The sequence below is a fragment of the Halorutilus salinus genome, assembly GCF_026242195.1.
GTDB classification, from domain to species: Archaea; Halobacteriota; Halobacteria; order Halobacteriales; family Halorutilaceae; genus Halorutilus; species Halorutilus salinus.
In genome coordinates, this window is record NZ_RKLV01000011.1 from 48,372 (window position 1) to 73,224 (window position 24,853).

The following is a 24,853-nucleotide window of genomic DNA, read 5'->3' on the forward strand; positions in this document are numbered from 1 at the left end:
GAACCGATACGGCGAAATTAACTCAGTTTAAAGCTCAGAGTCTCCGGCGAGCCTTTCAAGCTTTTCAATGTTGTCGCCCGACTCCTCAAGGAGAAAATTATACAGACCTTCTCGGGTTCCTTCGCCCCCTATCGAGTCCCAAAATTCCTTTCCAACCAACATTCCATCCCCTTCGGTTACATTGAATATGCTTTGAGGCGGCCAGTGACCGTAATCTGCTAAATCCCCATATGGATTAAATGGGAAGACGAATCGCACTATTGGACATGGTTCATCCTCATGCTCATATACAGCCACAGTTTTTAGCATCTGTCGTTTAGACTCCATTGACTGGTCTTTATTTGGTTTGGGGGTTTTTATTTCCACAGCCAGTGGTCTTCCGTTACTGAAATCCTTAATCCATAAATCCCAGGTGATTTTACCAGTCGATTTGGTAGGCTTGTCTAATGACACTTCCTTGACCTCCTTCTTTTCTTTCTCCCAATCTGGATCTCTATCACGATTATCTAGTCCAGATATTATGTCTTCTATAATGTTTTCTTGCTCATTTGTCAATCTCTTGCCTATTAATTCATATTGGGTCTCCGCATCACCTATATCATCATTAGCATTTGCAACTGCCTTGGCAAATTTTTCATACATCTGTTCCCCCAGTTTCTGTGTAAAGCTCCGCTCAAAGTTAGCTAATATCCAGAATAACTCAGATGGCATCATGATGGCTTTGAACGTCTCATTTCTTTTGAATTCCTCCCAGTCAAAGTTTTCTGCTTTTTCTATAGGTCGCTCAAAGAAGTCGTCGGTCACCTTCTTTAATTCTCTTTTTGTCTTGTCATCAAGCGTACATCCACCTATATAATCGAATTCTTCATCTTTTTCTTCTTTCATGTTCGTGATGTGAAAGATAACCTCATAATCCTTTGTAGGCGGGTCTGCCTACAGAATTATTTCTACGCAATCAAAATCCGTAAAATACACAAATTCGTTGACTTCGGCGTCTCTTTCTTTTTTTAATATATCGCTGTCAACAAGCTTCTCTAAATATTTGTGGGTGGTCTCTCTATGAGATAAACCAATTTCGTTGGAGAAATTTTCGTGTACTTCTCTCAGCGTTACTTGACCAACTTCATGAATATATTGTAATAACCGAACTCTCTTTTCATTCGATAGTGCAGAACATAAAGTTACTATCTCTTCTCCTTCAGTAATCTTTTTATTCTCCATACTGGGGTACTGTATCCCCTTGTCAATAAAAAATAGTAGCCAAAATTGACTACAAGGAATGGAAACATTATATTGGGTTGACTTCCAAAGGATACTCAAGATGGAAGCAATTGACTTATTTTGCGGCTGTGGGGGTTTCAGTCATGGTATTGAGCTTTCGGGTATCGAAGTTCTATATGGGATAGACATAGAAGAGAAAGCACTCAAAACGTTTGATACGAATCATTCCAAAGCTGAAGCTATCTGTTACGACATCTCCGAAGAAGTGCCAGCAAAGATAGCCGAAGAAGATTTTGATGTGGTCTTCGGTAGCCCCCCATGTCAGGGCTTTAGTCATGCAAAAGGCGAGCGCAACGAAACCGACGAAAGGAACAATCTTGTCTTTGATTTTGTGCGGTGGATAGATGTTTTACAGCCGGAGTACGTCATAATGGAGAATGTCTCCGGAATAAAGAACATATCCGGAGACTTTCTGGAGCAGGTCAGGGAAAGGTACGAAGATGCTGGTTACGAGATAGAGGACGGTGTTCTCAACTCCGCTGAGTTCGGCGTACCTCAGAGCAGAAAAAGATACTTTACCATCGGTGTCAGAGATGATGTGGAAGATTATCCTCGACTTCCTGAGCCGACTCACAGGCTACCTGACGACACACAAGCCACGTTTGATGACCTCGAAATGAAGGAGGAGACGGTTCTTGTAGGCGAAGCGTTGTCCGACCTGCCGGAACCTGTATCAGAGGATAAGACTGCCAAACTGCTGACAGAGCCACAGAACAGATATCAGGAGTGGGTTCGTAACGGAGAAGAGGTGCACAACCACGTTGCTAAGCACCCCAACGAAGATGACATGGGAATAGTAGAGCGGATACCTGAGGGCAAGATGTACCGCTCAAGCCGTTTCGGTGATATGTACGTGCAGGCTTGGGAGCTTTTCGAAGACAGATTCTCCGAGGAAGAACAGAACGCGCTCTGGTTCATCTCTCGCCACAGAACTAGAAAGAGCTACAAGGCTACCGACAAGAACGGACCCGATTATGTGCCATTGGAAAAGATAGAAGCAGAAGACGAAGCGGTACGCAGTCTGTTCGAAAATGGCTGGCTCAGAAGAAAGACAGACTACGGAGGTCACGATGAGACGTACGATATAAACTCAAAGAGCGGTGTCCGCCCGAAGTATATGCGCCTTGACAGAAATGACGTGTCAAACACATTAGATACCCATTCGTTCAGCCCGCGCGAGAAGCTACATCCCACCGAGAACCGTGGGCTTTCGCTCCGTGAGGGTGCGCGGATACAGAGCTTTCCCGACAGCTTCGTATTCCACGGGAGCTTCAGCGAGATAGCGGAACAGATAGGGAACGCCGTTCCGCCCCTACTCTCTTACCGTGTTGGTCGGTTCGTTATGGAGAGTGCAGGGGTGGAAACGGACGAATCAGCCCCGATTAGAATCTAAATGCAGATTATGCCGGTACCACAACCGTAATTAACCTATCCTACGTACATGAGGTAATGACAGAGCCAGCGAAGCTTGACGGCGAGCAGGTCGATAGGTACTCCCGGCACGTCATACTCGACGAGGTAGGTCCGGAGGGTCAGGGAAAGCTCCTCAATACACGCGTTCTGTGTATCGGCGCGGGTGGTCTCGGCGCGCCTATCATACAGTACCTCGCCGCGGCGGGTATCGGAACCATCGGTATCGTCGACGACGACGTGGTGGAGCGGTCGAACCTCCAGAGACAGGTCATACACGGTGACGACGACATAGGACGCAAGAAGGTCGACTCCGCCGAGGAGTTCGTCAACTCGCTCAACCCCGACGTTACGGTCGAGAAACACGACGTACGTCTCGACGCGTCGAACATAGAGGATCTTATCGCAGACTACGACTTCGTCGTCGACGGCACCGACAACTTCGCCACGCGGTACCTCGTCAACGACGCGTGTACGCTCGCCGACAAGCCGTTCTCGCACGGCGCTATATTCAAGTTCGAGGGTCAGGTAACGACGTTCACCGACCCCGACGGACCGTGCTACCGTTGCATGTTCCCCGAAGCGCCCCCCGAAGGCATGGTGCCCAACTGCGCCACCGCGGGCGTCATAGGCGCTCTTCCGGGTATCATAGGCGTCATACAGGCGACCGAGGTCGTCAAGCACGTGCTCGGAAAGGGACGCTCCCTCGACGGACGTATGCTTTTCTACGACTCCCTCGACATGTCGTTCGACGAGGTCGAGATACGGAAGGATCCCGACTGCCCCGTCTGCTCTGACAGCCCCGAGATAGAGTCTGTCGGGGAGGTCGAGTACACGCAGGCGTGCTCGATACCGACGGGCGAGGGAGACGGTGACGAGGAACCGATAGCGGGCGAGGCGGACGACTGAGAGAGCCGAAGCGGACGTTTAATTAGCCCTCTCCGCCATCCTTCTACCATGCCGATAAACGAGCCTGACGACGGCAAGTCGTACGGTATGTCCGCCGTCGCAAACTGGGTCGAAGAGGACGACTTTCCGACGACCAAGGACGACCTCGTATCACGTTTCGCCGACAAGGAGATGATGCTCGGATACGACACCGAGACGACCTTCGGCGACATCATGGAGCATGTCGAACAGGAGGAGTACGAGGATATAGTCGACTTCTGGGGCGCTATAGGCGAGGGGTTCCGTGTCGTCAACGGACGTGTACGTGAGAGGTACGTGGACGCCGAGGGGTGAGTAGGAGAGAAAAGAGGGGAAGGAGAGAGAGAGTAGAAGAAGAGAAAGAAGGGAAAGGACGGATCGATGGGTGGTACGGAGGAAAAGACAGACTGTGGACGGGAACACCAGAGAGAATGGGTGGAAAGAGGTGACAGAAGAGTGTCAGAAAGAGAGGGACAAAATAACTGACAGCGGTTTTATTTCATCCCAGACAACATGCATACGAACACTCCCAAACGGTAGCCTTAAGTCAGTTCCTAACGTACTGTATAGTAGGTTATTTGGGTAACGTGTCACCGATAAATATAGCTACGGAACAACGGAAGATTATACTCTAAGATGTCAGGATATGACGCCGAAGGAATAAAAAGTCTCGAAGGGCTGGAGGCTGTCCGTAAGCGCCCCGCGATGTATATCGGCTCGGTGGACTCGAAGGGTCTCCATCATCTCGTCTACGAGGTAGTAGACAACTCGATAGACGAGGCGCTTGCAGGACACTGTGACGAGATAGAGGTGGTTCTGGAAGACGACGGTACAGTATCCGTACGTGACGACGGACGGGGTATACCCGTCGACACGCACGAGAAACACGGTATGTCCGCGGTCACGGTCGTCATGACCGTTCTACACGCGGGCGGTAAGTTCGACTCCGACCTGTACCAGATTTCGGGCGGTCTGCACGGCGTCGGTGTTAGCGTCGTCAACGCCCTGAGCGAACACCTCACGGTCGAAGTATGCAGGGACGGGGGCGTGTACGAACAGGGCTTCGAGCGCGGCGAACCCGTTACGGAACTCGAAAGGGTCGACGAGACCTCGGAGACGGGTACGAGGATAAGCTTCGAGCCTGACGGGGAGATATTCGAGACGACGACGTTCGACTTTTCGACGCTCGAAGGACGCCTGCGCGAACTCGCCTTCCTCAACAAAGGGCTTGAGATAACGCTCCGTGACGGACGCGACGACGAGGGTGAGGGACGCGAGGAGGTTTTCCTTTACGAGGGCGGTCTCCGTGAGTTCGTCGAGTACCTCAACGAGAACAAGACGCAGACGCACGAAGAAGTCGTCTACTTCGAGGAGGAACGCGACAGCGTCGAGGTTGAGGTGGCGTTACAGGGGATCGACGAACCGACGGGTGCGGTGCATTCGTTCGCCAACAATATCAAGACGAAGGAGGGCGGCGAACACCTTACGGGTTTCAAGAAGGCTCTGACCAACGTCGTCAAGGGCTACGCCGAACGCGAAGGGATCGCCGACGAGAGCCTGAAGGGACAGGACATACGTGAGAGCCTCACCGCCGTCGTGAGCGTCATGGTGCCCGAACCCCAGTTCGAGGGGCAGACGAAGACGAAGTTAGGGAACAGCGAGGTCAGGGGTGTGGTCGAGAAGGTCGTCAACGACCGTCTGTCGACCTATCTGGAGGAGAACCCCGACGCAGGGAGCTCGATAGCCGAAAAGGCGGCTGAGGCAGCGAGGGCGCGGAGGGCGGCGAAGAAGGCGCGCAAGCTTCAGCGCAGGAAGAGCGCGCTCGAATCCACATCGCTTCCCGGAAAGCTTGCGGACTGCCAGAAACGCGAGCGCGACGACAGCGAGCTTTTCATCGTCGAAGGCGACTCCGCGGGCGGTAGCGCCAAGCAGGCGCGTAAACGTGAGACGCAGGCGATACTACCCCTTAGCGGCAAGATACTGAACGTCGAGAAACACAGGCTCGACAGGGTGCTCGAAAACGACGAGATACGTTCGCTCATCACGGCGCTCGGTACGGGTGTGGGCGAGGAGTTTGATATAGAAGACCTGAGGTATGAGAGTGTTGTCCTCATGACGGATGCAGATGTCGACGGAGCACATATCCGGACGCTCCTCCTCACGCTTTTCTACAGGTACATGCGCCCGCTTCTCGAACGCGGACACGTCTACGCCGCACAGCCGCCTCTGTACCGTATACGTTGCGGGAGCGAGACGTACGACGTTATGACAGAGAAGGAGCGCGAGGAGGTCGTTGCGGAGAACTGCGGGGGCGAGGCGGACAACGTACAGCGTTTCAAGGGTCTCGGAGAGATGACACCCGAACAGCTATGGGAGACGACGATGAACCCCGAAGAGCGCGTCCTCAAACGTATTACGGTCGAGGACGCGAGCGCCGCCGACCGTATGTTCGACGTACTCATGGGCGACAAGGTAGCGCCGCGTAAACAGTTTATCAAGGAGAACGCCGACGAGGCGGACTGGGTCGACATATGAGCACCGAAGACGCAAACACACCCGAAGGGGGCATGTATCCAGACGTAGAGGCATCGAACGTAGACAACGTACGCGTAGAGGACGAGATGGAGCAGTCGTACATCGACTACGCGATGTCGGTTATCGCAGGACGCGCACTCCCCGACGTGCGCGACGGTCTGAAGCCCGTCCACCGGCGTATACTGTACTCGATGGAGTACGAGGACATCACGTCGTCGTCGGGACACCGTAAGTCGTCGTCCGTCGTGGGTACGGCGATGGGTAACTGGCACCCTCACGGCGACAAGGCGATATACGACGCCCTCGTCCGTATGGCGCAGGACTTCTCGATGCGTTACCCGCTCGTCGACGGACAGGGCAACTTCGGTTCGCTCGACGGCGACCCCCCCGCGGCGATGCGTTACACCGAGGCGCGTATGTCACCCCTCGCCGAGGAGATGCTCGCCGACATAGACAAGGACACCGTCGACTGGCAGTCGAGCTACGACGACCGTCTCAACGAGCCGGAGGTTCTGCCCGCAGGCTTCCCTAACCTACTCGTAAACGGCTCTTCGGGTATCGCCGTCGGTATGTCGACCAACATACCGCCGCACAACCTCGGTGAGGTAGTAGACGCCGCCGTCGAACTTATCGAAAACCCCGAAGCAACCGTGGCTGACCTGATGGAGCACGTTGAGGGACCCGACTTCCCGACGGGCGGAAAGGTCGTCGGTAGGAACGCGATAGCGAAGGCGTACGAGACGGGACGCGGGAAGCTGACGGTTCGGGGTATCACAGAACTCAACGAAGACGAGGGACGTGTCATCATCACCGAGATGCCTTATCAGGTCGACAAGGCGGATCTCATAGAGAAGATCGCTGACCTCGTCGGAGACGGCAAGGTGGAGGGCGTCCGCGACATACGTGACGAGTCCGACCGCGACGGTGTACGTGTCGTCGTCGAACTCAAACGCGGCGCGTCGCCCGAACTCGTACGCAACCGTCTTTTCGAACACACGCGCCTCGAAAAGACGTTCGGCGTCATAAACCTCGCGCTCGTCGACGGACAGCCGCGTGTTCTGTCCTTACGCGAGATGCTCGACGAGTACCTCGACCATAGAAGCGAGGTCGTACGCCGGCGATCCGCGCACGAACTCGACGAGGCGGAGGAGCGCGCACACGTCCTCGAAGGACGCCTCGTGGCGATCGACAACGCCGAGGACGTCGTCGATCTGATACGCGGTTCGGACAGCCGCGGCGACGCAAAGACGGGGCTACGTGACGAGTACGGTATCTCCGAGAGACAGGCGGAGCACGTCGTACGTATGCAGTTGGGTAGCCTGACCTCGCTCGAACGCGACGACGTTGAGGAGGAGCACGCCGAGCTTGAGGAGCGTATCGAACGTCTGGAGGAGATACTCGGGGACGAAGGCGAGCTTATGGAGGTCGTCAGGGACGAACTCCTCGAAATCAAGGACAGGTACGCCGACGAGCGCAGGACACGTATAGAGGAGGGCGGCGACGAGGTAACGCGCGAGGATCTCGTGCCTGAGAAACGCGTACTCGTCGTCATGACGCGCGACGGCTACGCGAAACGTATGGAGATGGAGGAGTTCGAGACACAAAAACGCGGCGGCAAGGGGATTATCGGAGCGGATCTCAAGGAGGGCGACGCCCTTACCTCCGCCTTCGTTGCCGACAACCACGACTTCCTTCTGTGCTTCACCAACCACGGAAACGCGTACTGGCTAAAGACGTACGAGATACCGGAGGCGGGTAGGACGGCACGCGGAAGGAGCGTCGTAAACCTCATAGATCTCGACGACGGCGAACGCGTCACGGCGACGCTCCCCGTCGACTCGTTCGACGAAGACAGATGCTTCGTCATGGTAACGCGTAACGGCTACGTCAAACGCGTCTGCGCGAGCGAGTTCTCCAACCCGCGCTCCACGGGTATCATCGCCACGTCGCTCGAAGACGGTGACGAACTCGTCGGCGTCGAACTGTCGGACGGTGAAGGCTGTGCCGTCGTCGGAACACGTGACGGTATGACCATATGTTTCGCCGAGGGAGACGCGCGCGAGATGGGACGGAGCGCACGCGGTGTACGTGCGGTTGAACTCGAAGAGGGCGACGCCGTGGCGGACGTGACGACTATAGATCTGCCTAAGGGTGACGAGCATCTGTTCACTGTCACGTCCGACGGATACGCCAAACGCACGCCTCTTAGTGAGTACAAGTGTCAGGGGCGTGCGGGCAAAGGTCTCGTCGATATAAAGACGGGCGACGACGAAGGACGTGTCGCTCTTGACCGTGTCAAAGGCGACGAGGAGGTCGTTGTTGCGAGCGAGGACGGTCAGGTCGTACGGACGCGTGTCGACGAGGTGTCGGAGATAGGCAGGAACACACAGGGCGTCATACTGATGCGTCTCGAAGACGGTGACGAGGTCGCCGACGTGGCGACGTTCGGAACCTCCGAGGATGAAGGGGAGAGGTAGGAAGCCATGCCACGGGGTGAGGGAGGCGTGAACGTCGGCGATATCTACACCAACACCGAACTCGACCTCACCTACAGGGTTCTCGAACTTCGTGACGAAGGCGACGAGACGGTGGCGACGGTCGAGACGCTCGACGAAGGCGTCGAAACCTACAGAACGGTTGACGAGATAGACTCGATGCTCCAGACGGGTGAGGTCGTCGAGTCGGACGTGACCGCCGACGCATTCGATGACGCCGACGGCTCCGACACGGTTCCTGTAAAGACGGACGACCGCGACTACCTAAAGATAGCGGGTATCGTCGCTGTCGCACTTGCGCTTGCAGGAGTCTTCGTACCCGTCGCGGGCGTCGTACTCAAGTTCGCGGCGAGGTTTCTGGTTCCCGTCGGTATCGCTGTTCTCTCAGCCTACCTCCTGTACCGTGCGCTTTCGTGACGGTACCGTGACTCTCTCGTAACTACTATTCGGGAGAACGCCGAAGACGCGTGTATGTACGTAGGACGTTTTATAGTAATAGCTCCCGACTTCGGCGCTTACCGCGTTTCGTCGCGGTCTTTCCCCGACCGTGTCGTACGACCGAACGACGAGGGCGACGGATACGCCGTCGTGCCTGAGGACGACTACGACAACCCGTACGTCTCTTACAACTGCATGCGCTCCGCGGGCGACGCAACCGTACTCGGAAACGGATCGCACGTCGATCCCGTGACGGAGAAGATACGTGCGGGCTATCCGGCGCGCGACGCACTCGCGCTTGCGCTCCTGACGTTGGACTACGAGAAGGACGACTACGACACGCCGCGTATCGCAGGTGTGGTGGGCGGTGACGGTGAGGCGTCGTACATAGGTATCGTAACGCACGACTCCCTCGTGATTGAACGCGTCGACGAACCCACGCTGGTGGCTACGTACGAGGTTCAGCGACCCGAAGCCGTCGGGTTCAACGTTTCGAGCGCCGACGAGGCGGCGCGTAGTGCGTACGAGATGGGGTACGAGCACCCCGTCGCGGCGTGTGCCGTCTACGGCGAAGAGACCGCGGCGTACAACGGCGACGGGGACGCATGACAGTAGCCCTCATCAGCGACGTACACGCCAACAAGCCCGCTCTCGGAGCCGTGATGGACGACCTGCCCGACGTCAACGGCTACGTCCACGCGGGCGACGCCGTCGGCTACAACCCGTACCCTCAGGACTGCGTAGACGCGCTCCGCGAACTCGGGGCTGTGAACGTGCAGGGTAACCACGACCGCGCCGTAGCGGGCGACGCGTCGTTCGGCTTCCACTCGACCGCAGGACGCGCCGTAGAGTGGACGGAGAGGCACGTCAACGGCGAGACGTTGGACTGGCTCGGTGCGCTTCCGCAGGAGCGCGAGACGGTCTTTGGCGATACGCGCGTAAAGATCGTCCACGGGGCACCCGGCGCGCCCGACCGTTACACCTACCCGCGAGACTTCGCCCCGTCGCTCCTGAGAGACGAGGACGTACTCGTGATGGGGCATACGCACGTACAGGGCAAGGAGGAGTACGACAAGGGCGTTGTCGTCAATCCGGGGGGTGTCGGTCAGCCCAGAGACGGCGACCCGCGCGCGGCGTACGCGCTGTTGGACGAGGAGACGGGTGAGGTGGAGCTACACCGTGTCGAGTATCCTGTGGAGGAGGTGCAGGACGAGATTCGGCGCGCGGGTCTTCCCGAGTCGCTCGCGGAGAGGCTTGAGGAAGGGCGTTAGTCGCCTTTCACATCCATCCTTTGGATTGCTTCGACCAACGTCTTAGATTCCAACGTCATTTCGCCCTGTTTTCTGAGCAGTTTGACTGATTCCACCACCCAGTCTTCTATCTCCGCGCCTGTCTCCACCGAGTCGTTCAGTTTATCTATGATGTTATGCTCCAATCCGTCAGTATCCCCGTCGGTCACCAAGGCTTCCAGATCCGAATCAAGAGTGCCGTCTTCACTACGGCGTACCTTTTCGAGGTAGTGGTGTAGTATCGCCTTCTTTTCGTACTCACCGGGCTTTTCGAACTCAACGGGTAGGTTCCCAAGACGTCCGGGTCGTTTGAGCGCGGGGTCTACCGCATCAGGTTCGTTTGTCGAAGCTATTACTTTCAGTTCCTCTCCCTCTTCAGACATCCTTTTCGCCTCAACGCCGTCAAGTAGAACGAGAAGCTGTGCGACCACCTGTGTGGCGTACGACCCGTCCGACTCTGTACGTGCCCTTCCTATCGCATCGAGTTCGTCTATGTAGAGAACCCCGCTTTTCTCCCGTGCTTCGTCGAACTTCTGTCGGAGGGCACGTTCCGACTCGCCGACCCACTTGCTGAGAATCTCAGGACCGGAAACTGTGACGGGTACGGAGCCGTACCTCTCTTTACAAACCTCGCGCACGAGTTCGGTCTTGCCCGTCCCTGGCGGTCCTTCGAGTATCAAGCCTGTCTGCTCACGTAGCCCAAAGTCTTTGTCGAATCCATGCAGGAAGTCAAGGATCTTCTCCTTCTCGTCTTCAAGGCCTGCGACGTGGTTCACTCCGACGGGTTCGCGTTCGAAGACATTTCCACCGACCGCGATTTTATCGGAAACTTCGAAGGACTGATTTCCGCGAACTTCGACAACTATCTCTACGTCAGCTTTTATACCCTCTACAGGCATCGAGTAGCGTTTCCACTCCGTGACTTCGCCGTCTTCCGCGGAAAAGACGTACCGTGTTTCGGTGTCAGTTACCTCCTCAACAGAATGCTCCTCGCTTGAAAAATTCCTTAGATTCTCCCTATCCCTCCACCCTCCTTTCTTCCGCGCCGACACGCGTGCCTCTCTGAACTCGTCCAACTTTTCGGAAAGCGAACGCGTCATTCCTCGCCCCCGTAAATTTCGTCCACGACTTGCTCAACGCGTTCAAGCGTTCTACAGTAACTACTGTTCAGAACGGGTACGTAGGCGCGTGCCTCCTTACCTGTCTGTTCGCTCCAGCTTTCGACCAGCGAAGAAATCATGGACGCGCGTCTTCTTCCGCGGAACAGTAGACGAGGGGGAACGACGACGTAAACCGCCTCGAACTCATCTACTCTTTCGTATTTTTCCAGCGTCTCGCGTACCTTGCGGAAGTTGAACGCGCCCTCGCCGCGCCCTGTTTCGAACTCCAAGCAAACGGGAAAGGTAGCACCGTCGTCTTGGGATAGGAAGAGTTCGGCACCTTGGGTAGCCCAATCGTTAGGGCTACCAATCCGTACGTCAGCGACCGGTTCGCTCTTTTCGTCGTTGCCTCCTCCGAGTCCGTGTTCGGTATCGATTACTTCGGTGTCGCCGAGTAGCTTCTCCTCAACGAAGTTAGAAAATCCCTCCATCTCGTCGGTTTGGTACGCCTCCGTCTCTCTGTAGAGCTTGAACATCTCTCGTGCCACCCCCTCTACCATCGTCGCTTTCCAGAAGTAGTGCTCGTCGCTCTCGCCGTCGCCCGTGCTCTGACGCTCAGTCAGGGCGATGCGTTTCCAGTCGTTCTTTCTCAGGACGTGTTCGTTCTCGGCTTCGGTTCGGCGTACGTCTACGTTGCTTCCTCGGTTGAAGCCGAAGTAGCGCGATACCTTCGTGGCGAACCCCTCCTGCGCATCGTCCTCGAACCTCGGTTCCGCGACGACGACCGGCGGCGACTCTGCCCTCTCAAAGCCAGCATCGGTATCGTCCTCTTCTTCGATGGAACCGCGCGTAAGGTGCGCAACGAGCTTCTCGAAGAAGGAATTGTCGAAGATATCCACATCGTACTCCCACTCTGCAGGCGCGTCGACGACGAAGTAGCCTGTCTCGCCGGTGTAGAGTGTCGAAGCCACCTCACGGAGTTTGGGTACGATGTCGGTTGAGTTCCGCCGTATTGACGGTTCGTCGCCGTTTAGTTCGGCTTTCCAGCCTCCGTCGGTGAGGTCAAGCGTAACGATGCTGTCCTGCACGCTCGGAGACCGCGGTTCGTTCCCGACAAACTCGACGGTGTCGGCGTCGGGTTCGCCGCCGTTCATCTCCGTGTACGTATCGCGTAACAGGACTTGGAGGAACGGGAGTGTGTCAACCACTTCTTCCTCGTTCTTACGGTTCTTGTGTATCACGAGCTTGGGTCGACGGGAGCCGTACGGCGTTCCTCCGCCCCACGCGAACACGGGGTCTTCTTCGTCGGGTTCGACAGGTTCGGTGCTCATATCCTGTAACGGTTCTATCTGTTGGCTGACTGAGTTCTCCATCTTTTCTACCGAAGGTTGTACTGTGGTTATCTCGAACTCCTCACGCTCTTCGAGTTGCTCGGCGGGCACGACGGTCTGCGATACCTCATGCGAAAGCCTCTCAACTTCGACAGACTCGGCGACGGGTATCTGTGTCTCTACGGTGCCGGTAATCTCATCCTCGGTTTCGGTCTCCGTGACAACGGATTCAGGACGTACCTGAGACTCTACGGTGTGTTCGACGCGCGAGAGTTCGACAGTATCGGTGCGAAGCGTCGGGACGGTCAAGCGCGCGGAAGAAACGCGCGACAGCTCCGACGCGGGTTCGACGCGACTCTCCACCGACTCGTCGGTGCGTTCCAAGACTATCTCGTCAACCACGGCAACTTCGATTTCATCGAGTTCTGGGGTTTCTTCTTCATTGGACTCGGGGTCCTCCGGTGTCGTCGTAGGCACGGTGCTTGTTTCTCGCCGCTCCTCGGATGCTCCGGAACCGGATTCCTCATCTCTGTCGAACGGTCGCCGCTTTCGGTCTCGGGTCATTCTTCAATCAAGCCTACAGAGCGCATTATCTCATTAATCGTGCTTCTTCGGTTGCCGGTGTCTCTCCAGTATCCCATTTTGCTATTTGAAGACGCGTATATGTTCAGCGAAGTATAACCCGGTGTTTCGGTACTAATCCGGAGAGGAGCGTTTAATGACACTAAACCAAACTTCGCTTGTTCACCCGCTTCTAATTTACCGGGGTTGTGTTTCGACGCACGTTCAATCCATTTAGATAGAGACTCGGCATTCTCTTGTACCCCACTTGCCCAACTTTCGTAGAATAACATCTCAAAGCTCTCATACTCAGTAGGCAATTCTATATCGAATAGTTGCCCTAACTCCCTCAGTATTGAATCATGAGATCCAATTAGCTGGTAATGGTACGTACGCTGATTTATTTTTCCGTCGTTTATCATACCGATATTTTTCAGCCTTCCCAGCAGTTCGTCCGGCACCAATCCTTCGACAGCCTCAACCTTCACGTTCGAATTGACCATCACGAGCGACGTCAGTTCTTCGTTGAACGGCGGGCATAGTTCCAGAAGACCCTCAAGCCAGTTCACGAACCCGTCGGTGGTTTCTACGTGTCCGTCGGTTATAACGAACACCTCCGACAGTAGCGAGTTGTCACGCTCCGTTTCGATACCGACGTTTTCGTCTATAGCGTCGGCGAGTTCGTCAAACTTGTCCAGCACAGTAGTGATTCCGCTGTCCGACAGTTCTGGCTTGTGAATCTCTGTAGCCGTCGGGTCGAAGTCCTCCAGATTCGACAGATTATCGCTGAGGTCGTCTATTGTCTCACCTATCGAACTCACCTCCCACTCAAACGACTCCAACCACCACGGCACCGTCTCATCTTCCTCGTCCAGATATCCGATTATAGACTCTCTCCTCCGGCAGTTCGTCCCACAGCACGCTCTCCGGCGGTTTCTCCGCAACCGTGAACTCGCGCCATAGGTCGTCCTCCACCGCCTGCTTGAACTCGTCGCCCGTCGGTAAGCCTGCGATTCTCCCACCGATTTCTCTCAGACTCTCCTCGGTGAGCGTTTCGGTCAAAGAAACCTGTTCGGTTTCCATCGTGCTTCGTTCGGTTTGACGGGTAATATAGCTGGTGCCGCTCCCAACGAGTCTACTATCCGAGAAGATTAGCCACAAGCCATATACCCGACCGAACACAATGCATACATGTAAGCATGTCCGCCGAGAAGACGATACGGATTTCGGAGGAAAACCGCGAGGAGCTACACGAACTCAAGGAGGTGGGCGACTCGTACGACGACGTTATCGCCGAACTTCTCGACGAACACAGAAAACGTAACCGTGAGAAACTCGCCGAGAAGATGCGTGAGACGGAACGCATGGACTCCGACGACCTCGTTCGTCTCGACGCCGACGGATGAGCTACGACGTTCTTCTCCATCCCGACGCCGACGGGTTTCTGCACGGACTGGACGATAAGAGCGAACGTATAGTACGCGACAACCTCGGAAAGCTCGCCGAAGACCCGTATCCGGGCGGCGGTAGGGGGGACGAGGACAAGAACGAGGTGCGTGTCACCGAGATTCTACCTATCGACGAAGCGCGCAAGAGATACGGCTACTGACAGTCTTCTTTCTACCGGTAAACGGCGAAGCTACGGAACCGAGAGCACCACCGGATTTATACGATAGCCTCCCGTATCAGCGATAAAGAGATGTCGCTTGAACCTGACAAAGAGGAGTCCGTTACGGAAGAGGACGAAGAGGAACTTGACCTTCCGCTTCCTGAGGAGGTTCTGGAGAAGAACCGGTCGGCGGACGATCTGTAACCCTTCTATTCGGATCTATACGTGAACAAGGCTCACCCGCTCCCGGATGAACCGAGGTACGTGCTTCTGCTCGACAGTCCGACAGAAGTCTACCGTGACAGGCTCGGAGGTAGCACACGTCAGAGGGTCGATAGTCGGTTAGCGGGCTTTCTGACGGAGGCAACACCCGAAAGCGGACTCACTGACGAGGATAAGTTTCCGTACCCTCTACGACAGCTGAAAGACAGGGGCGGTAAGGTACGTGGACTCGGCGTCTGGTGCGCGACGGAAGAGTTCGACCTGTTCTTCGTGATGGCTCTCTACGACAAGGACGACGAGAGGAAGTACTACGACGCTATCACGGAGTTCATCAAGGACGGTAAGGAGTACAAAGAGAAGTTCGAGAATATGAGTCTTGATACGTTGGAAAAGAAGGTGGAAGAGTGGTCACAGAACGACGGCTTGATGGTATTTACCGAAGCCGATATGGACGGCTGATATCAGTTCATCTGTCGTTTTGAGCGTTCCGCATCCGCCCCTGAATACCGTGATACTTCGCAAACCCGACGGCGTCGGTCTGGTCGATGTCGTCGGTAACGCCGCCCGTGTCAAACGAGACCATATCCTCGCTGTACAGAGCGTCGTCGGACTCGCGCCCCACGACGCGCGCCGTTCCCTTGTGTAGCTTGACGCGTACGGTGCCGTTGACCGCCTCCTGCGACGACTTGACGTACGCGTTCAGGTCGTCGAAAAGCGGTTCGTCGACCAGACCCGCGTACGCGAGGTCGCTCCACTCGTTCTCGACGACAGACTTGAACTTTAGCTGGGATCGCGTGAAGACAAGCGATTCGAGATCGGCGTGCGCCTTGAGGAGCGTCGTTGCCGCGGGGTGCTCGTAGACCTCGCGCACCTTGAGACCCAGAACGCGATCCTCCATCATGTCGTTACGCCCGACGCCGTGCTCGCCCGCGATCTCGTTCAGCGTCTCGATAAGTTCGACGCCTTCCATGCGTTCTCCATCGAGTGCGACCGGCACACCCTCCTCAAATTCGATTTCGGCTACCTCGCCGCCCTCGGGTGCGTCGCCGGGCGACGCCGTCCACTCAAAGATTTCCTCCGGCGGTTCGTTCGCCGGGTTCTCCATCTCGCCGCCCTCGATCGAACGGCTCCATATGTTGGAGTCGACCGACCAAGGCTCCTCCTTCGTCGCCTCAACGTCGAGTCCGTGCTCGTTGGCGTACTCGATCTCCCAGTCGCGCGTGAGGTTCATCTCGCGCATCGGCGCTATAATCTCGAACTCTCCGGCGCGCCAGACCGCCTCGAAACGTAGCTGGTCGTTGCCCTTTCCCGTACATCCGTGTGCGAGAGCGTCGGCGTCGACCTCCTCGGCGACACGGAGGCAGTGACGCGCAATGATCGGACGCGCGACGCTCGTACCCATCGGGTAGCCCTCGTAGCTACCGTTCGCCTTTATGAGCGGCAGTATGAGTTCGTCGACGAACTCCTCCGACGCATCGATAACACGGTGTTCGTCGAGTATCCCCGCGCGGTCGTACGCCTCCTCCATGTCGTCCTCGGGCTGTCCAACGTCGACGGTGACGCCGACCACCTCGTCGTATCCGTAGTGTTCGTCGTCGCGCAGGAGTGGCACGCAGACGCTCGTGTCCAACCCGCCTGAGAAGGCGAGTACGGCTGTCTTCGTCATGGGAGACACGACGGGCGCGCCGCGTAAAACTGTTGTGCTTGTTGCAGAAATGGCTTATTTGGGTCAATCGGCGGCTGTTCGAAACAACCGGTACCGTGTCTGCCACAGGGCTTATCTTACCGTGGCACCAGATCCGCCTACAGAAACCATGTCCGTACTGTCCCGGCTGAAGGAGATCCTGCTCGGAGACAAGGAAGCGTTAGCCGCGGCGGCTAAGGTGAGAAGCATCTACGAAGAAGCGGATGAGCCGGAGAAGTTTGCAACCGCTCTGCAGGATGGTGACTTCGAGGAGGCGGCGGAGTATCATACTCTATCCGCCGAGGAGCTGAAGGACGAGTTTGACGACGTACTGTCTACCGGGAAGGGGTTGGCACAGGAGTATACCGAACTGTCCGATTCCGACAAGAACGAGTTCGTGGAAGCCTAAACCGCGTACCTGAGATGTCGGAGTCTCCGGGGGATATCGGTGGTATCGGTGTCATCCTGTACTGTATCGTGAAATGTTCGTATGAGCGTATAGATGACTCGGACGACAAGGATCGAGACGAGGAGCTATCCGAGTTTCGTTTCATGTCTGTTCAACTGCGTCATGCCCGTTGAGTTACCGGACACGGACGACGATAACGAGAACTGAACCATACGTACGCAAGCTACGGGGAAAGACAGGATGGGGACGTTTTATGTCCGTATCCGGCGTATAGCCACCATGTCACTCGCACAGGAGTGCCGCGATACCGTCTCGCGTTACCCTTTCATACTCGACGGTCTCCGCGAGGGCGTCGTCAACTACCGCGCGGTCGCTCGTCGCGTCAAGCCGGAGGTCGAGGAGACTGTCGGGGACGAGGTCGATATCGAAGCCGTGACGACGGCGGTACGGCGGTACGGCGAGGAGCTTCAGGAGGAGGACGGCGACGACGGGGCGCGTTCGGTGCTCGCCGACTCGCGCGTCTCGCTACGCGGGAACGTCGTCTCTATCACGGCTACGGAGTACGGCGACCTTCCCGACGTAGGCGGCTTCGTACATCTCGTCCGTGGACGCGACTATACGACCGTGGTTGTCGACAACGAGGGCGCTGACGAGGTTGCGGAAGCCGTCGAGGGCGACGTGGTCGAACGTCTCGACGACCTGACATGTATCACCGTCGAGTCGCCCGGCGAGATCGTGGACGTTCCCGGAGTCCTGACACGTATGGTTTCGCGTTTCTCGTCGGAGGAGATAAACATCGTCGATATCACGTCGTGTTACACGGAGACGATCATCGTCGTCGAGAAACGCGACGCCGTCAAGGCACTCGAAACCCTTGAGGAGACCTTCGACTCGGCTTAGCCGTCAGGTATACGTGATAAGAGCATACGGCGAAGGACGGCGACGAGCCCGTTGTTGAACCCGTGTCCGAAGACGGCGGTCTCCTCAGACGCATCCGAGTCGGTCGCGTGATCCGAACTCACGAGTATAGTCTCGCGGTCGAAGAGCATAACACGGCGTATCTCTGTACTGTCTTCGGCATCTGAGGACGAGGCGATCCATCCGACACCCGAGGAGAAGACGTCTGCGCCTGACAGCGTTTCGCGTAGACCGTCCGGAGAGCCGTCGAGGGTTCCGACTGTGACATCAACTCCGCGGTCGAGCGCGGATCCCAGACGTGCGACGAGTTCACCGTCTTCGAAAACCTCCGAACGGGCGACGAGAGCCAGTTCCTCCTCGGCATCGTCGATGAGCTGGTAGCTTCTGTTGGATATAGCACGGTCGCCCGAGAGCGCCCAGACCTCGTGACATACCTCAGGGCTGTCGTCGGGCGAGACGGATTCGAGACCGTGGAGGGTGTCGCTTAGACGTGAACCCCGCGACTCGAAGGTGTCGAGAAGGTTTCCGACGGCTTCCTCGACAGGGATGGAGCGGAAGAGCTTGGGGTTGGTATGCTGTACCTCGACGAGTCCCTTGGTCTCCAAGACACGTATGGCGTCGTAGACACGCGTCCGCGGGACGTCGGAAACCTCGCTTATACGTTTCGCAGTTGCTTCCGAGAGACGCGTCAGTGCGACGAAGCATCTCGCCTCGTACTCCTTTAGCCCCATCTGCTGGAGGATCTCTACCGCCTCGTCAACGTCTGAATTTCCTTCCATGGGTCCCAACCTCGGCACCGTACGACGGTACCGGTTCGGAATGAGTAGCCTAAGCTTAAAAGTCGTTCCCCGTCTCTACCATATTCTGTAACTCAGTTAATCACAGCATCTATATATGCGGCAGGCAACAAGTCTGAGTAGCACGTAGCCCGGAAGGGTCCCAACCGTTCTAACGCTACGTGCGACTGTCCCTCTCCTTCCCCCCGAGGGGCAGTTTTTATGAAATACTCGGAAGACAGCTTCGGCACCAGTGTATCAAGCGTGTCTCTGCTGGTACCGTAGGATCCAGAGCGACACCACGGTACTCGCGGCTACAGCGCCCGCGACGGCACCCATGATAGGTTCGAGGTCGAACCGCGGACCGAGTAGGTACCCGCCGGCGATTCCTACGGGGTCTAAGACAGCCGAAAGTAGGATTATCTGTTGTGCGAACGGCTTAGAGTCGAGCCAGCGTACCACCGACATACGTGACCGTTGTGGCTCCGGCACAAGTAGCTGGCGTAGGAACAGACGCGCGTTTTGTCTATCCTTCGGCTTCAAGCGACCTCCGTACCGCCTCGACGGCTTTCTCGCGTTTGGCGGGGTAAGCCTCGACCTTGGCGCGTAGATGTAAGCCGTCGCCGAGCGCCGACACGTCCTCGTACGCCGTCTGTTTGTCGAGACGTAGATGGAACGAGCAGTCGTCGTCGACACGTTCCTCGATCTCTTCGATGATACGTTGGCGTTCGCCTGCTTCGAGGACGCGGTTCATCACGTACCGTACGTCGTCGGCGTTGTCGACGCGCGCTGAGAGGACGGCTATACTGTCACCGTGGTGCCCCTCGGTCATCTCGCGCTCCACAGGGTAGTCGTCGGGCAGGTAGTGACGTAGGGCGGCTTCGACGCGTTCCTCGTCCTCTGTGGCGTAGCAGAAGCCGCGGAGGTCGACGTAATGGAACTCCACCGTCTACGTTATCTCTATCTCTTCGCCGTCTTCGACACCCGTCTTGGGGAGACGTACGGAGAGAACGCCGTCTTCGTACGATGCGTCCGCGCCTCCTGCGTCGACCTCCACGGGGAGCTGTACGGTTCGGCTTAGGCGCTCCGTCGATCTCTCGCGTCTGTAGTAGTCTTGCTCTTCGACCTCGCTCTCCTCGTCGCGTTCCGCCTCGACCCTGAGCCTATGGGCGTCCGCCTCGACCGAGACCTCGTCCCTGTCGAACCCCGGAAGGTCTGCGACGACGACGACATCCTCACCGTCGTCCACGACATCGATGTCGACGGGGCTTAGGACGCCCGCACGCGGGAGTTCGTCAACGTCCCTCTCGCTCAGCGCTCTGTCAAGCTGTTCTACGACGGTTTCGAGCCTCTCGACGGGTCTTATCTTCCGTGACATCGTGGCTAAATAGCCGTCCTCATCAATATACCTTACGCAGACCGTCCGCCCGCTTCCTCGGTGCGCGACAGCCATTCGTCGAGCATCCCGACGGCGACACTGCTCCTCGTCTCGTTGGACTCCTCCGCCTCGTCGTCGAGGGCTTCGACGACCTCCTCCGGCAGTTCGACTTCGACGTTCCGCATACGTGAGGCTTGGACGGAGACCGTTAAAAGCCTAAGTCAGACGGACGGACGACACGGTGAATGAGGCGGAAGAGGAAGAAACTTGTTGCGCCGTCGACAACGGTACTGTATGGAAGGTACCGAGGTGATGGTCGAGGATATGCTCGACGTGGGTTCCGAAACCGTTGCTATCGAACTGTCGAAGCCGGAAGCCGACGGATGGGAGATAACGCCGGGTCAGTTCGTGCAGGTAGGCGCATCCGTCGGTGACTCGTTCGTCGCGCGCCACTACACCGTCTCTTCGCCGTACCCCGACGGAAGCTTCGAGATAACCGTAGGCGTCGATCCGGAGGGCGAACTAAGCCCCGTCCTCGCTGATCTCGACGAGGGCGACTACGTCTCCGTGGACGGACCTTTCGGACGCGCGTACTACGAGGATGAGGAGGATGTGGTCGTCCTCGCGGGCGGACCCGGCGTGGGTCCCGCCGTCGGTATCGGCGAGCGCGTCGCTGTCGAACACGGCGCGGAGAACGTCGCAGTCGTCTACAAGGACGACAAACCCGCTCACGCCGAAAGGCTCGGTACGTTGGACGACGAAGGGGCGACGGTCGAGATACTCGAAGCCGACAGCCCTCTGGGTACAGCGGTTGCGGACACCGTCGGTGAGGCTTCTCAGGTCTTCGTCTACGGCTTCAACGGATTCGTAAAGGAGGCGACGGAGGCGCTCGAAAAGGCGGGGTACGACGGTGAGCCTAAGGTCGAGAACTTCGGTCCCGATCCACCGACAGACGGATAACGGAACAGCACGAACCGAGTGCATGACGGTCGTAGGCTTCCTTACGGTCGCACCCGCGCAGGAGAGCATGTCGGGCGAGATAGCGAAGGCGGTGGAGGCGCTCGAAGGCTTCGACGTTTCCTACGAGGTGACGGGCATGGGGACGGTGATAGAGGCGGAGGACTCGGCGACGCTGTTCGACGCGGCTTCGGCGGCGCACGAAGCCGTCGACTCGAACCGTGTCGTAACGTCGCTAAAGATCGACGACAAACGCGGTACGGAGCAGACAGCGCGCGGAAAGGTCGAGTCGGTGGAGAAGCATCTCGGACGCGAGGGGAGAGGCGACTGAAAGAAACGTTCCGACGGGGAATACACGCCATGGTATTATATTCCCATGCCTTCTTTTTATGCTTACGATGGTTGGCATCAACGACATCAAAGGATACGAGGATCGGCTCAGGAACGAGTTGGAGCGTATCGTCGAAAGCGACGATATCACCGATAACGAGGCTCGTTGTATCCGCGAGTTTATCGAGTATCAGGACTCCAACGGTCTCTCGGTGGGTACGAACGCGACGAACTCCTCGCGTCTCCGGCTGTTCGCCGAGCGGAGCGACGTACCTCTCCCGGACATGGAACAGAGCGACGTGCAGTCCCTCCTGTTCGACTACAAACACGCGGAGGAGTATGGCTTCTCCGAGGGGACGCTCCGCGAAGACCGGAAAGCTCTCCGCAAGTTCTTCCGGTGGATGGACAAGGACTGGGCGGAGGATATCGAGATAGGTTCGAAGCCCGACAGGTCCGTCGACGAGGACCAGGTCTTCGACCAGACGGAGACTACATCCATGCTCGCCGCGTGCCGTAACGCGCGCGACAAGGCTCTCGTCGCGTTCCTCCTCGATACGGGACTCCGGATAGGTGCCGCCGGGACGCTGCGCGTCGGCGATATAGACCTCAGCGGTCGCGCGGGTAAGTTCCGCATCAACGAGGATGCTGTCGCCCTCAAAGGTGCGTCGGGTACGCGACCGATAACGTGGTCGCGCGGACATATAGCCAACTGGCTCAACGTCCATCCGAGGTCCGAGGACAACGACGCTCCTCTGTTTCACAAGCTCACAGAGGTGGACGAGAGTGACGACGACGGCGCTCTCTCGTACAACCAGATTCAGTCTCGTCTCAAGGATGTCGCTGAGCGTGCGGGAATAGAACGCGACCGCGCGAACCCGCACAACTTCCGACATACCGCGATAACCCGGTGGATAAAGGAGGGTCTGTCGGAGCAAGAAATTAAGCACCGCGCTTTCTGGTCGAAGGACTCCGACCAACTCTTCAAGATCTACTCGCACGTCTCCGAGGGGGAGATGAACGACCAGATACTCGCCAAGTACGGTCTTGAAGCCGACGGTGAGGAGATAGTCCCCGAACTCGACGAATGTGTGCAGTGCGGGACGCCGCTCCGAGACGACGTGCCGCGTTTCTGTCCGGGTTGTGGTGCACCTCTCACCTACGACGCCGCGGAAACCGTTGACGAAGCCGAGGACACCATCGTCGAAGATATCGCGGAGAATCCCGAACTCAGCGACGAACTCCTCGCATTGCGCGATGTTATATCCGATAGTCCTGAGATACGTCAGGTCATCGACGACGAACTCAGCTGAGTTCATCCTGTCTTAGTACCGCCTCGGCTATCTCCGAGGACGGCAGGTCTTTACGCGCGACGCGCTCCAGCTTCTCCCTCTGCTCCTCGGTCAGACACAGCTCCGGGGTCGGTTCCGGCTCCTCAATACGGTTCTCGCTACCCCCGTCTCCGGCTTGGCTCATCTTTGACCCCTCGCTCCGGAACCGCGCTCCTCGTATCTTCCCTGTTGGACGTTTTGTTTTTGGCGCATCCGGTCTTATTTAGCCCTCTCCTCGAATATAAGGTTTCGTGCTGAAGTCCGTTTCAGACTAAGCAGAAAGAATAAGTCGGTGGGGACTGAACACAGGGTAGTGCCACGAGGAAGAGACAGGGAACTCACGAAAGAGGATGTCTTGGATATACTGAGAAGCGGAACCCGTCCAGTATATACGGCTGCACAGGTAGCCGAGAGAACCGACGTGAGCAAGACAACGGCGAAGAACAGACTCCAAGAGTTGGCGGAGACCGATATGGTAGACTCGATAAAGGTCAGCAACGCGACGGCATACTATGTGGTCGGCATCAAAACAGTTCCCAACGTAGAGTCGAAGGAAGAACACGTACGAAACTCGGTTAAGAACTACTGGGAAGGGCGTTTCGTAGGCGGAGTGAAAGACATGTCGGTTGTCCCTACCCATGACGACGAAGATGTGTCCGCCGGCGACACCGTGCAGCTGGTCGTTACCGGTGGTGGTCCAAGCATGAAGACGGTTGTAGGACTTTCCTCCGGCGACGAGTACGACGAGATACCCTCCGCCGGAACGTTCAGCCGGGAACAGCGGGAGGAGAACGAGTACGGCGGGGAAGTAGCGACTGTCGAATTCGATACCGAAAGTTTTGACAGTACGACCGCTCTCCTGTCCGCGGAGTTAGGTGAGCGGTTTGCGGTCCCTATTGTCGAGAAAGAACTCGGCAACTTCGACACGCCAGCACCGGGGTTAGAGGACAGTAATACCGAGTGGAAGTTCGAAGTAGTAGACGACGTTCCGCGTCTCCACGTCGCCGGCGTCGGTGCTTACCTACTCCGTCCGTGTGAGAACGCTGTTTACATCAAAAACGTTGACGTCGTCGACATAGAACATCCCCCAGAGGAAGACAATCCTCTTGCGGGAGAAGACTTCCACAAGGACATGGAGTTAGAGATAGGCGAGGAAACGCGCTCCGAGGTCATCGAGTTCGAAGACCTACACGACGGATGAACGAGATTCTAAAACCGCGTTACGCGACGACAGGGATATCGACCGAGATGCTGTCGTACCAGACCGTCGGCTTCTTAGCTCTTCCACTCTCTTGCAGTTCGATAAGTCCGAGAGTCTCTAACTCCGTCACCGCGTCGTGTACCTGTCGCACGTCCCGGTCGACGAGACGAGCTAGCTCGCGTATGCTCTTCGGCTCTTCACGGGCTACCGTACGTATCAGCTCTATATTGTCGGGGTTGACGACTTCGTTCAGCCTTTCCACGGGTAGAGTTAGCCCGTAGCTCGGTTCCGGCTCCTCGCCGTGGTCGAGCGCCCTCATCGCTTCCTCAACCGGGTCGTCACCGTCCGCTACGCGGACCTCTAGAACCCTTTTATCATCGTTCCGGTCGGTGTTTCGTGTTACCATAGGTTTTCTACCCCCTCTTTCTCCCTGACGTATTCGCGGAACTCTCGTACGCTTCGAAGTATCCGAGTTTAACCCCCTTCTTCAGTATCCCTATAGAAAGTCTTGGAGGTCCCTCGAAGGTGCTCTGTATCCGGTTTCGTCTATCCACCGCGAGCCATCTATCGGCTTCCTGTTCGCTTACCCTATCGGACTCCACTTCAACTACGAGTATTCCTATCGACCCGGTTACCGTAACGCCCTCACCACGAGCCACCGAACGTTGGAGAGC

At 56.9% G+C, this 24,853-nt stretch carries 33 protein-coding genes and 1 pseudogene; 19 read left to right on the forward strand and 15 right to left on the reverse strand.

Translation table 11 applies throughout. The features are described 5' to 3' along the window. Window positions 1-27: 27 nt before the first annotated feature. Window positions 28-885 carry a TdeIII family type II restriction endonuclease gene (locus tag EGH25_RS10310; RefSeq protein ID WP_266088276.1) on the reverse strand — a complete coding sequence of 286 codons (858 nt, stop codon included), beginning with the start codon at window positions 883-885 and terminating at the stop codon, window positions 28-30. A 48-nt stretch (window positions 886-933) separates the two neighbouring features. Then, the gene (locus EGH25_RS10315; RefSeq protein ID WP_266088278.1) at window positions 934-1,221 is read right to left on the reverse strand and encodes a BlaI/MecI/CopY family transcriptional regulator; all 288 of its coding nucleotides are present in this window, start codon (window positions 1,219-1,221) and stop codon (window positions 934-936) included. 100 nt (window positions 1,222-1,321) lie between these two features. Between EGH25_RS10315 and EGH25_RS10320 the strand changes: the two genes are divergently transcribed. The 9 genes from EGH25_RS10320 (at window position 1,322) to EGH25_RS10360 (ending at window position 10,357) form a co-directional block, all read left to right on the forward strand. After that, entirely contained in the window at window positions 1,322-2,674 is a 1,353-nt protein-coding gene (locus EGH25_RS10320) for a DNA cytosine methyltransferase (RefSeq protein ID WP_266088280.1), read from the forward strand. Window positions 2,675-2,730: 56 nt separating this feature from the next. After that, window positions 2,731-3,600 (forward strand): SAMP-activating enzyme E1, encoded by an 870-nt coding sequence (gene ubaA, locus EGH25_RS10325; protein WP_266088282.1) that lies wholly within the window; start codon window positions 2,731-2,733, stop codon window positions 3,598-3,600. 48 nt (window positions 3,601-3,648) lie between these two features. Further along, the gene (locus EGH25_RS10330; RefSeq protein ID WP_266088284.1) at window positions 3,649-3,933 is read left to right on the forward strand and encodes a DUF5785 family protein; all 285 of its coding nucleotides are present in this window, start codon (window positions 3,649-3,651) and stop codon (window positions 3,931-3,933) included. Then, window positions 3,930-4,067, forward strand: coding sequence for a hypothetical protein (locus tag EGH25_RS10335; protein ID WP_266088286.1), 138 nt, complete (start codon window positions 3,930-3,932; stop codon window positions 4,065-4,067). Before EGH25_RS10330 ends, EGH25_RS10335 begins: the two co-directional genes overlap by 4 nt. Before the next feature lie 187 nt (window positions 4,068-4,254). Continuing rightward, window positions 4,255-6,153, forward strand: coding sequence for a DNA topoisomerase (ATP-hydrolyzing) subunit B (gene gyrB / locus EGH25_RS10340; protein ID WP_266088288.1), 1,899 nt, complete (start codon window positions 4,255-4,257; stop codon window positions 6,151-6,153). Next, complete coding sequence (gene gyrA / locus EGH25_RS10345) at window positions 6,150-8,630, forward strand: DNA gyrase subunit A (RefSeq protein WP_266088290.1); 2,481 nt, start codon at window positions 6,150-6,152, stop codon at window positions 8,628-8,630. Before gyrB ends, gyrA begins: the two co-directional genes overlap by 4 nt. A gap of 6 nt (window positions 8,631-8,636) precedes the next feature. Next, the gene (locus EGH25_RS10350; RefSeq protein WP_266088292.1) at window positions 8,637-9,065 is read left to right on the forward strand and encodes a hypothetical protein; all 429 of its coding nucleotides are present in this window, start codon (window positions 8,637-8,639) and stop codon (window positions 9,063-9,065) included. Between the two features lie 54 nt (window positions 9,066-9,119). Next, complete coding sequence (locus EGH25_RS10355) at window positions 9,120-9,695, forward strand: IMP cyclohydrolase (RefSeq protein WP_266088294.1); 576 nt, start codon at window positions 9,120-9,122, stop codon at window positions 9,693-9,695. Then, window positions 9,692-10,357, forward strand: a complete 666-nt coding sequence (locus EGH25_RS10360; RefSeq protein WP_266088296.1) for a metallophosphoesterase family protein — start codon at window positions 9,692-9,694, stop codon at window positions 10,355-10,357. Before EGH25_RS10355 ends, EGH25_RS10360 begins: the two co-directional genes overlap by 4 nt. On the opposite strand, the gene EGH25_RS10365 is transcribed toward EGH25_RS10360, so the two are convergent. The 4 genes from EGH25_RS10365 to EGH25_RS10380 all read right to left on the reverse strand — a co-directional run bounded on the left by EGH25_RS10365 (window position 10,354) and on the right by EGH25_RS10380 (window position 14,450). Further along, window positions 10,354-11,451 carry an AAA family ATPase gene (locus tag EGH25_RS10365; protein ID WP_266088298.1) on the reverse strand — a complete coding sequence of 366 codons (1,098 nt, stop codon included), beginning with the start codon at window positions 11,449-11,451 and terminating at the stop codon, window positions 10,354-10,356. The genes EGH25_RS10360 and EGH25_RS10365 overlap by 4 nt on opposite strands. Before the next feature lie 20 nt (window positions 11,452-11,471). Beyond that, the gene (locus tag EGH25_RS10370) at window positions 11,472-13,283 is read right to left on the reverse strand and encodes a hypothetical protein (protein WP_266088300.1); all 1,812 of its coding nucleotides are present in this window, start codon (window positions 13,281-13,283) and stop codon (window positions 11,472-11,474) included. 83 nt (window positions 13,284-13,366) lie between these two features. Continuing rightward, a complete protein-coding gene (locus EGH25_RS10375; RefSeq protein ID WP_266088302.1) occupies window positions 13,367-14,209 on the reverse strand; it encodes a hypothetical protein in 843 nt (280 codons plus the stop codon). Between the two features lie 16 nt (window positions 14,210-14,225). Further along, entirely contained in the window at window positions 14,226-14,450 is a 225-nt protein-coding gene (locus EGH25_RS10380; RefSeq protein WP_266088304.1) for a hypothetical protein, read from the reverse strand. A 116-nt stretch (window positions 14,451-14,566) separates the two neighbouring features. On the opposite strand from EGH25_RS10380, the gene EGH25_RS10385 reads away from it, so the two are divergent. The 3 genes from EGH25_RS10385 to EGH25_RS10395 all read left to right on the forward strand — a co-directional run bounded on the left by EGH25_RS10385 (window position 14,567) and on the right by EGH25_RS10395 (window position 15,657). After that, window positions 14,567-14,773, forward strand: a complete 207-nt coding sequence (locus EGH25_RS10385) for an antitoxin VapB family protein (RefSeq protein ID WP_266088306.1) — start codon at window positions 14,567-14,569, stop codon at window positions 14,771-14,773. Beyond that, a complete protein-coding gene (locus EGH25_RS10390; protein ID WP_266088308.1) occupies window positions 14,770-14,976 on the forward strand; it encodes a type II toxin-antitoxin system RelE family toxin in 207 nt (68 codons plus the stop codon). Before EGH25_RS10385 ends, EGH25_RS10390 begins: the two co-directional genes overlap by 4 nt. Window positions 14,977-15,240: 264 nt before the next feature. After that, window positions 15,241-15,657: a hypothetical protein gene (locus EGH25_RS10395; RefSeq protein WP_266088310.1), complete on the forward strand. Its 417-nt coding sequence runs from the start codon at window positions 15,241-15,243 to the stop codon at window positions 15,655-15,657. Window positions 15,658-15,664: 7 nt separating this feature from the next. Here the strand turns inward: EGH25_RS10395 and EGH25_RS10400 are convergent, their stop codons facing one another. Next, complete coding sequence (locus EGH25_RS10400) at window positions 15,665-16,864, reverse strand: argininosuccinate synthase (RefSeq protein WP_266088312.1); 1,200 nt, start codon at window positions 16,862-16,864, stop codon at window positions 15,665-15,667. On the opposite strand from EGH25_RS10400, the gene EGH25_RS10405 reads away from it, so the two are divergent. Together EGH25_RS10405 and EGH25_RS10410 are read left to right on the forward strand one after the other, a co-directional pair. Then, a complete protein-coding gene (locus EGH25_RS10405) occupies window positions 16,863-17,291 on the forward strand; it encodes a hypothetical protein (RefSeq protein ID WP_266088314.1) in 429 nt (142 codons plus the stop codon). The genes EGH25_RS10400 and EGH25_RS10405 overlap by 2 nt on opposite strands. Before the next feature lie 279 nt (window positions 17,292-17,570). After that, the gene (locus tag EGH25_RS10410; protein ID WP_266088316.1) at window positions 17,571-18,191 is read left to right on the forward strand and encodes a DUF7523 family protein; all 621 of its coding nucleotides are present in this window, start codon (window positions 17,571-17,573) and stop codon (window positions 18,189-18,191) included. Here the strand turns inward: EGH25_RS10410 and EGH25_RS10415 are convergent. The 5 genes from EGH25_RS10415 to EGH25_RS10435 all read right to left on the reverse strand — a co-directional run bounded on the left by EGH25_RS10415 (window position 18,188) and on the right by EGH25_RS10435 (window position 20,548). Next, on the reverse strand, window positions 18,188-18,988 hold the full coding sequence (locus EGH25_RS10415; RefSeq protein WP_266088318.1) for a TrmB family transcriptional regulator: 801 nt from the start codon (window positions 18,986-18,988) through the stop codon (window positions 18,188-18,190). The genes EGH25_RS10410 and EGH25_RS10415 overlap by 4 nt on opposite strands. A 255-nt stretch (window positions 18,989-19,243) precedes the next feature. Further along, entirely contained in the window at window positions 19,244-19,453 is a 210-nt protein-coding gene (locus EGH25_RS10420) for a DUF8141 family membrane protein (protein WP_266088320.1), read from the reverse strand. A 58-nt stretch (window positions 19,454-19,511) separates the two neighbouring features. After that, window positions 19,512-19,931, reverse strand: coding sequence for an RNA-binding protein (locus EGH25_RS10425; protein ID WP_266088322.1), 420 nt, complete (start codon window positions 19,929-19,931; stop codon window positions 19,512-19,514). A 3-nt stretch (window positions 19,932-19,934) separates the two neighbouring features. Further along, window positions 19,935-20,363 carry an Hsp20/alpha crystallin family protein gene (locus EGH25_RS10430; protein WP_266088324.1) on the reverse strand — a complete coding sequence of 143 codons (429 nt, stop codon included), beginning with the start codon at window positions 20,361-20,363 and terminating at the stop codon, window positions 19,935-19,937. Window positions 20,364-20,395: 32 nt separating this feature from the next. Continuing rightward, window positions 20,396-20,548 carry a hypothetical protein gene (locus EGH25_RS10435; RefSeq protein WP_266088326.1) on the reverse strand — a complete coding sequence of 51 codons (153 nt, stop codon included), beginning with the start codon at window positions 20,546-20,548 and terminating at the stop codon, window positions 20,396-20,398. A gap of 109 nt (window positions 20,549-20,657) precedes the next feature. Here EGH25_RS10435 and EGH25_RS10440 point away from each other — a divergent pair, with 109 nt between their 5' ends. The 3 genes from EGH25_RS10440 (at window position 20,658) to EGH25_RS10450 (ending at window position 22,960) form a co-directional block, all read left to right on the forward strand. Next, on the forward strand, window positions 20,658-21,323 hold the full coding sequence (locus EGH25_RS10440; RefSeq protein WP_266088328.1) for an FAD-binding oxidoreductase: 666 nt from the start codon (window positions 20,658-20,660) through the stop codon (window positions 21,321-21,323). 22 nt (window positions 21,324-21,345) lie between these two features. Next, a complete protein-coding gene (locus EGH25_RS10445) occupies window positions 21,346-21,651 on the forward strand; it encodes an MTH1187 family thiamine-binding protein (protein ID WP_266088330.1) in 306 nt (101 codons plus the stop codon). 67 nt (window positions 21,652-21,718) lie between these two features. Next, on the forward strand, window positions 21,719-22,960 hold the full coding sequence (locus EGH25_RS10450; RefSeq protein ID WP_266088332.1) for a tyrosine-type recombinase/integrase: 1,242 nt from the start codon (window positions 21,719-21,721) through the stop codon (window positions 22,958-22,960). Here the strand turns inward: EGH25_RS10450 and EGH25_RS10455 are convergent. Continuing rightward, complete coding sequence (locus EGH25_RS10455) at window positions 22,953-23,123, reverse strand: hypothetical protein (RefSeq protein ID WP_266088334.1); 171 nt, start codon at window positions 23,121-23,123, stop codon at window positions 22,953-22,955. The genes EGH25_RS10450 and EGH25_RS10455 overlap by 8 nt on opposite strands. Before the next feature lie 168 nt (window positions 23,124-23,291). Here EGH25_RS10455 and EGH25_RS12375 point away from each other — a divergent pair. Beyond that, window positions 23,292-23,444, forward strand: a pseudogene (locus tag EGH25_RS12375) (helix-turn-helix domain-containing protein); the annotation flags it as partial. A gap of 6 nt (window positions 23,445-23,450) precedes the next feature. Beyond that, entirely contained in the window at window positions 23,451-24,179 is a 729-nt protein-coding gene (locus EGH25_RS10460) for a hypothetical protein (RefSeq protein WP_266088336.1), read from the forward strand. 19 nt (window positions 24,180-24,198) lie between these two features. On the opposite strand, the gene EGH25_RS10465 is transcribed toward EGH25_RS10460, so the two are convergent. Both EGH25_RS10465 and EGH25_RS10470 read right to left on the reverse strand, forming a co-directional pair. Further along, a complete protein-coding gene (locus tag EGH25_RS10465) occupies window positions 24,199-24,585 on the reverse strand; it encodes an HVO_A0114 family putative DNA-binding protein (protein ID WP_266088338.1) in 387 nt (128 codons plus the stop codon). 7 nt (window positions 24,586-24,592) lie between these two features. Further along, window positions 24,593-24,838: a hypothetical protein gene (locus EGH25_RS10470; RefSeq protein WP_266088339.1), complete on the reverse strand. Its 246-nt coding sequence runs from the start codon at window positions 24,836-24,838 to the stop codon at window positions 24,593-24,595. Window positions 24,839-24,853: the final 15 nt, after the last annotated feature.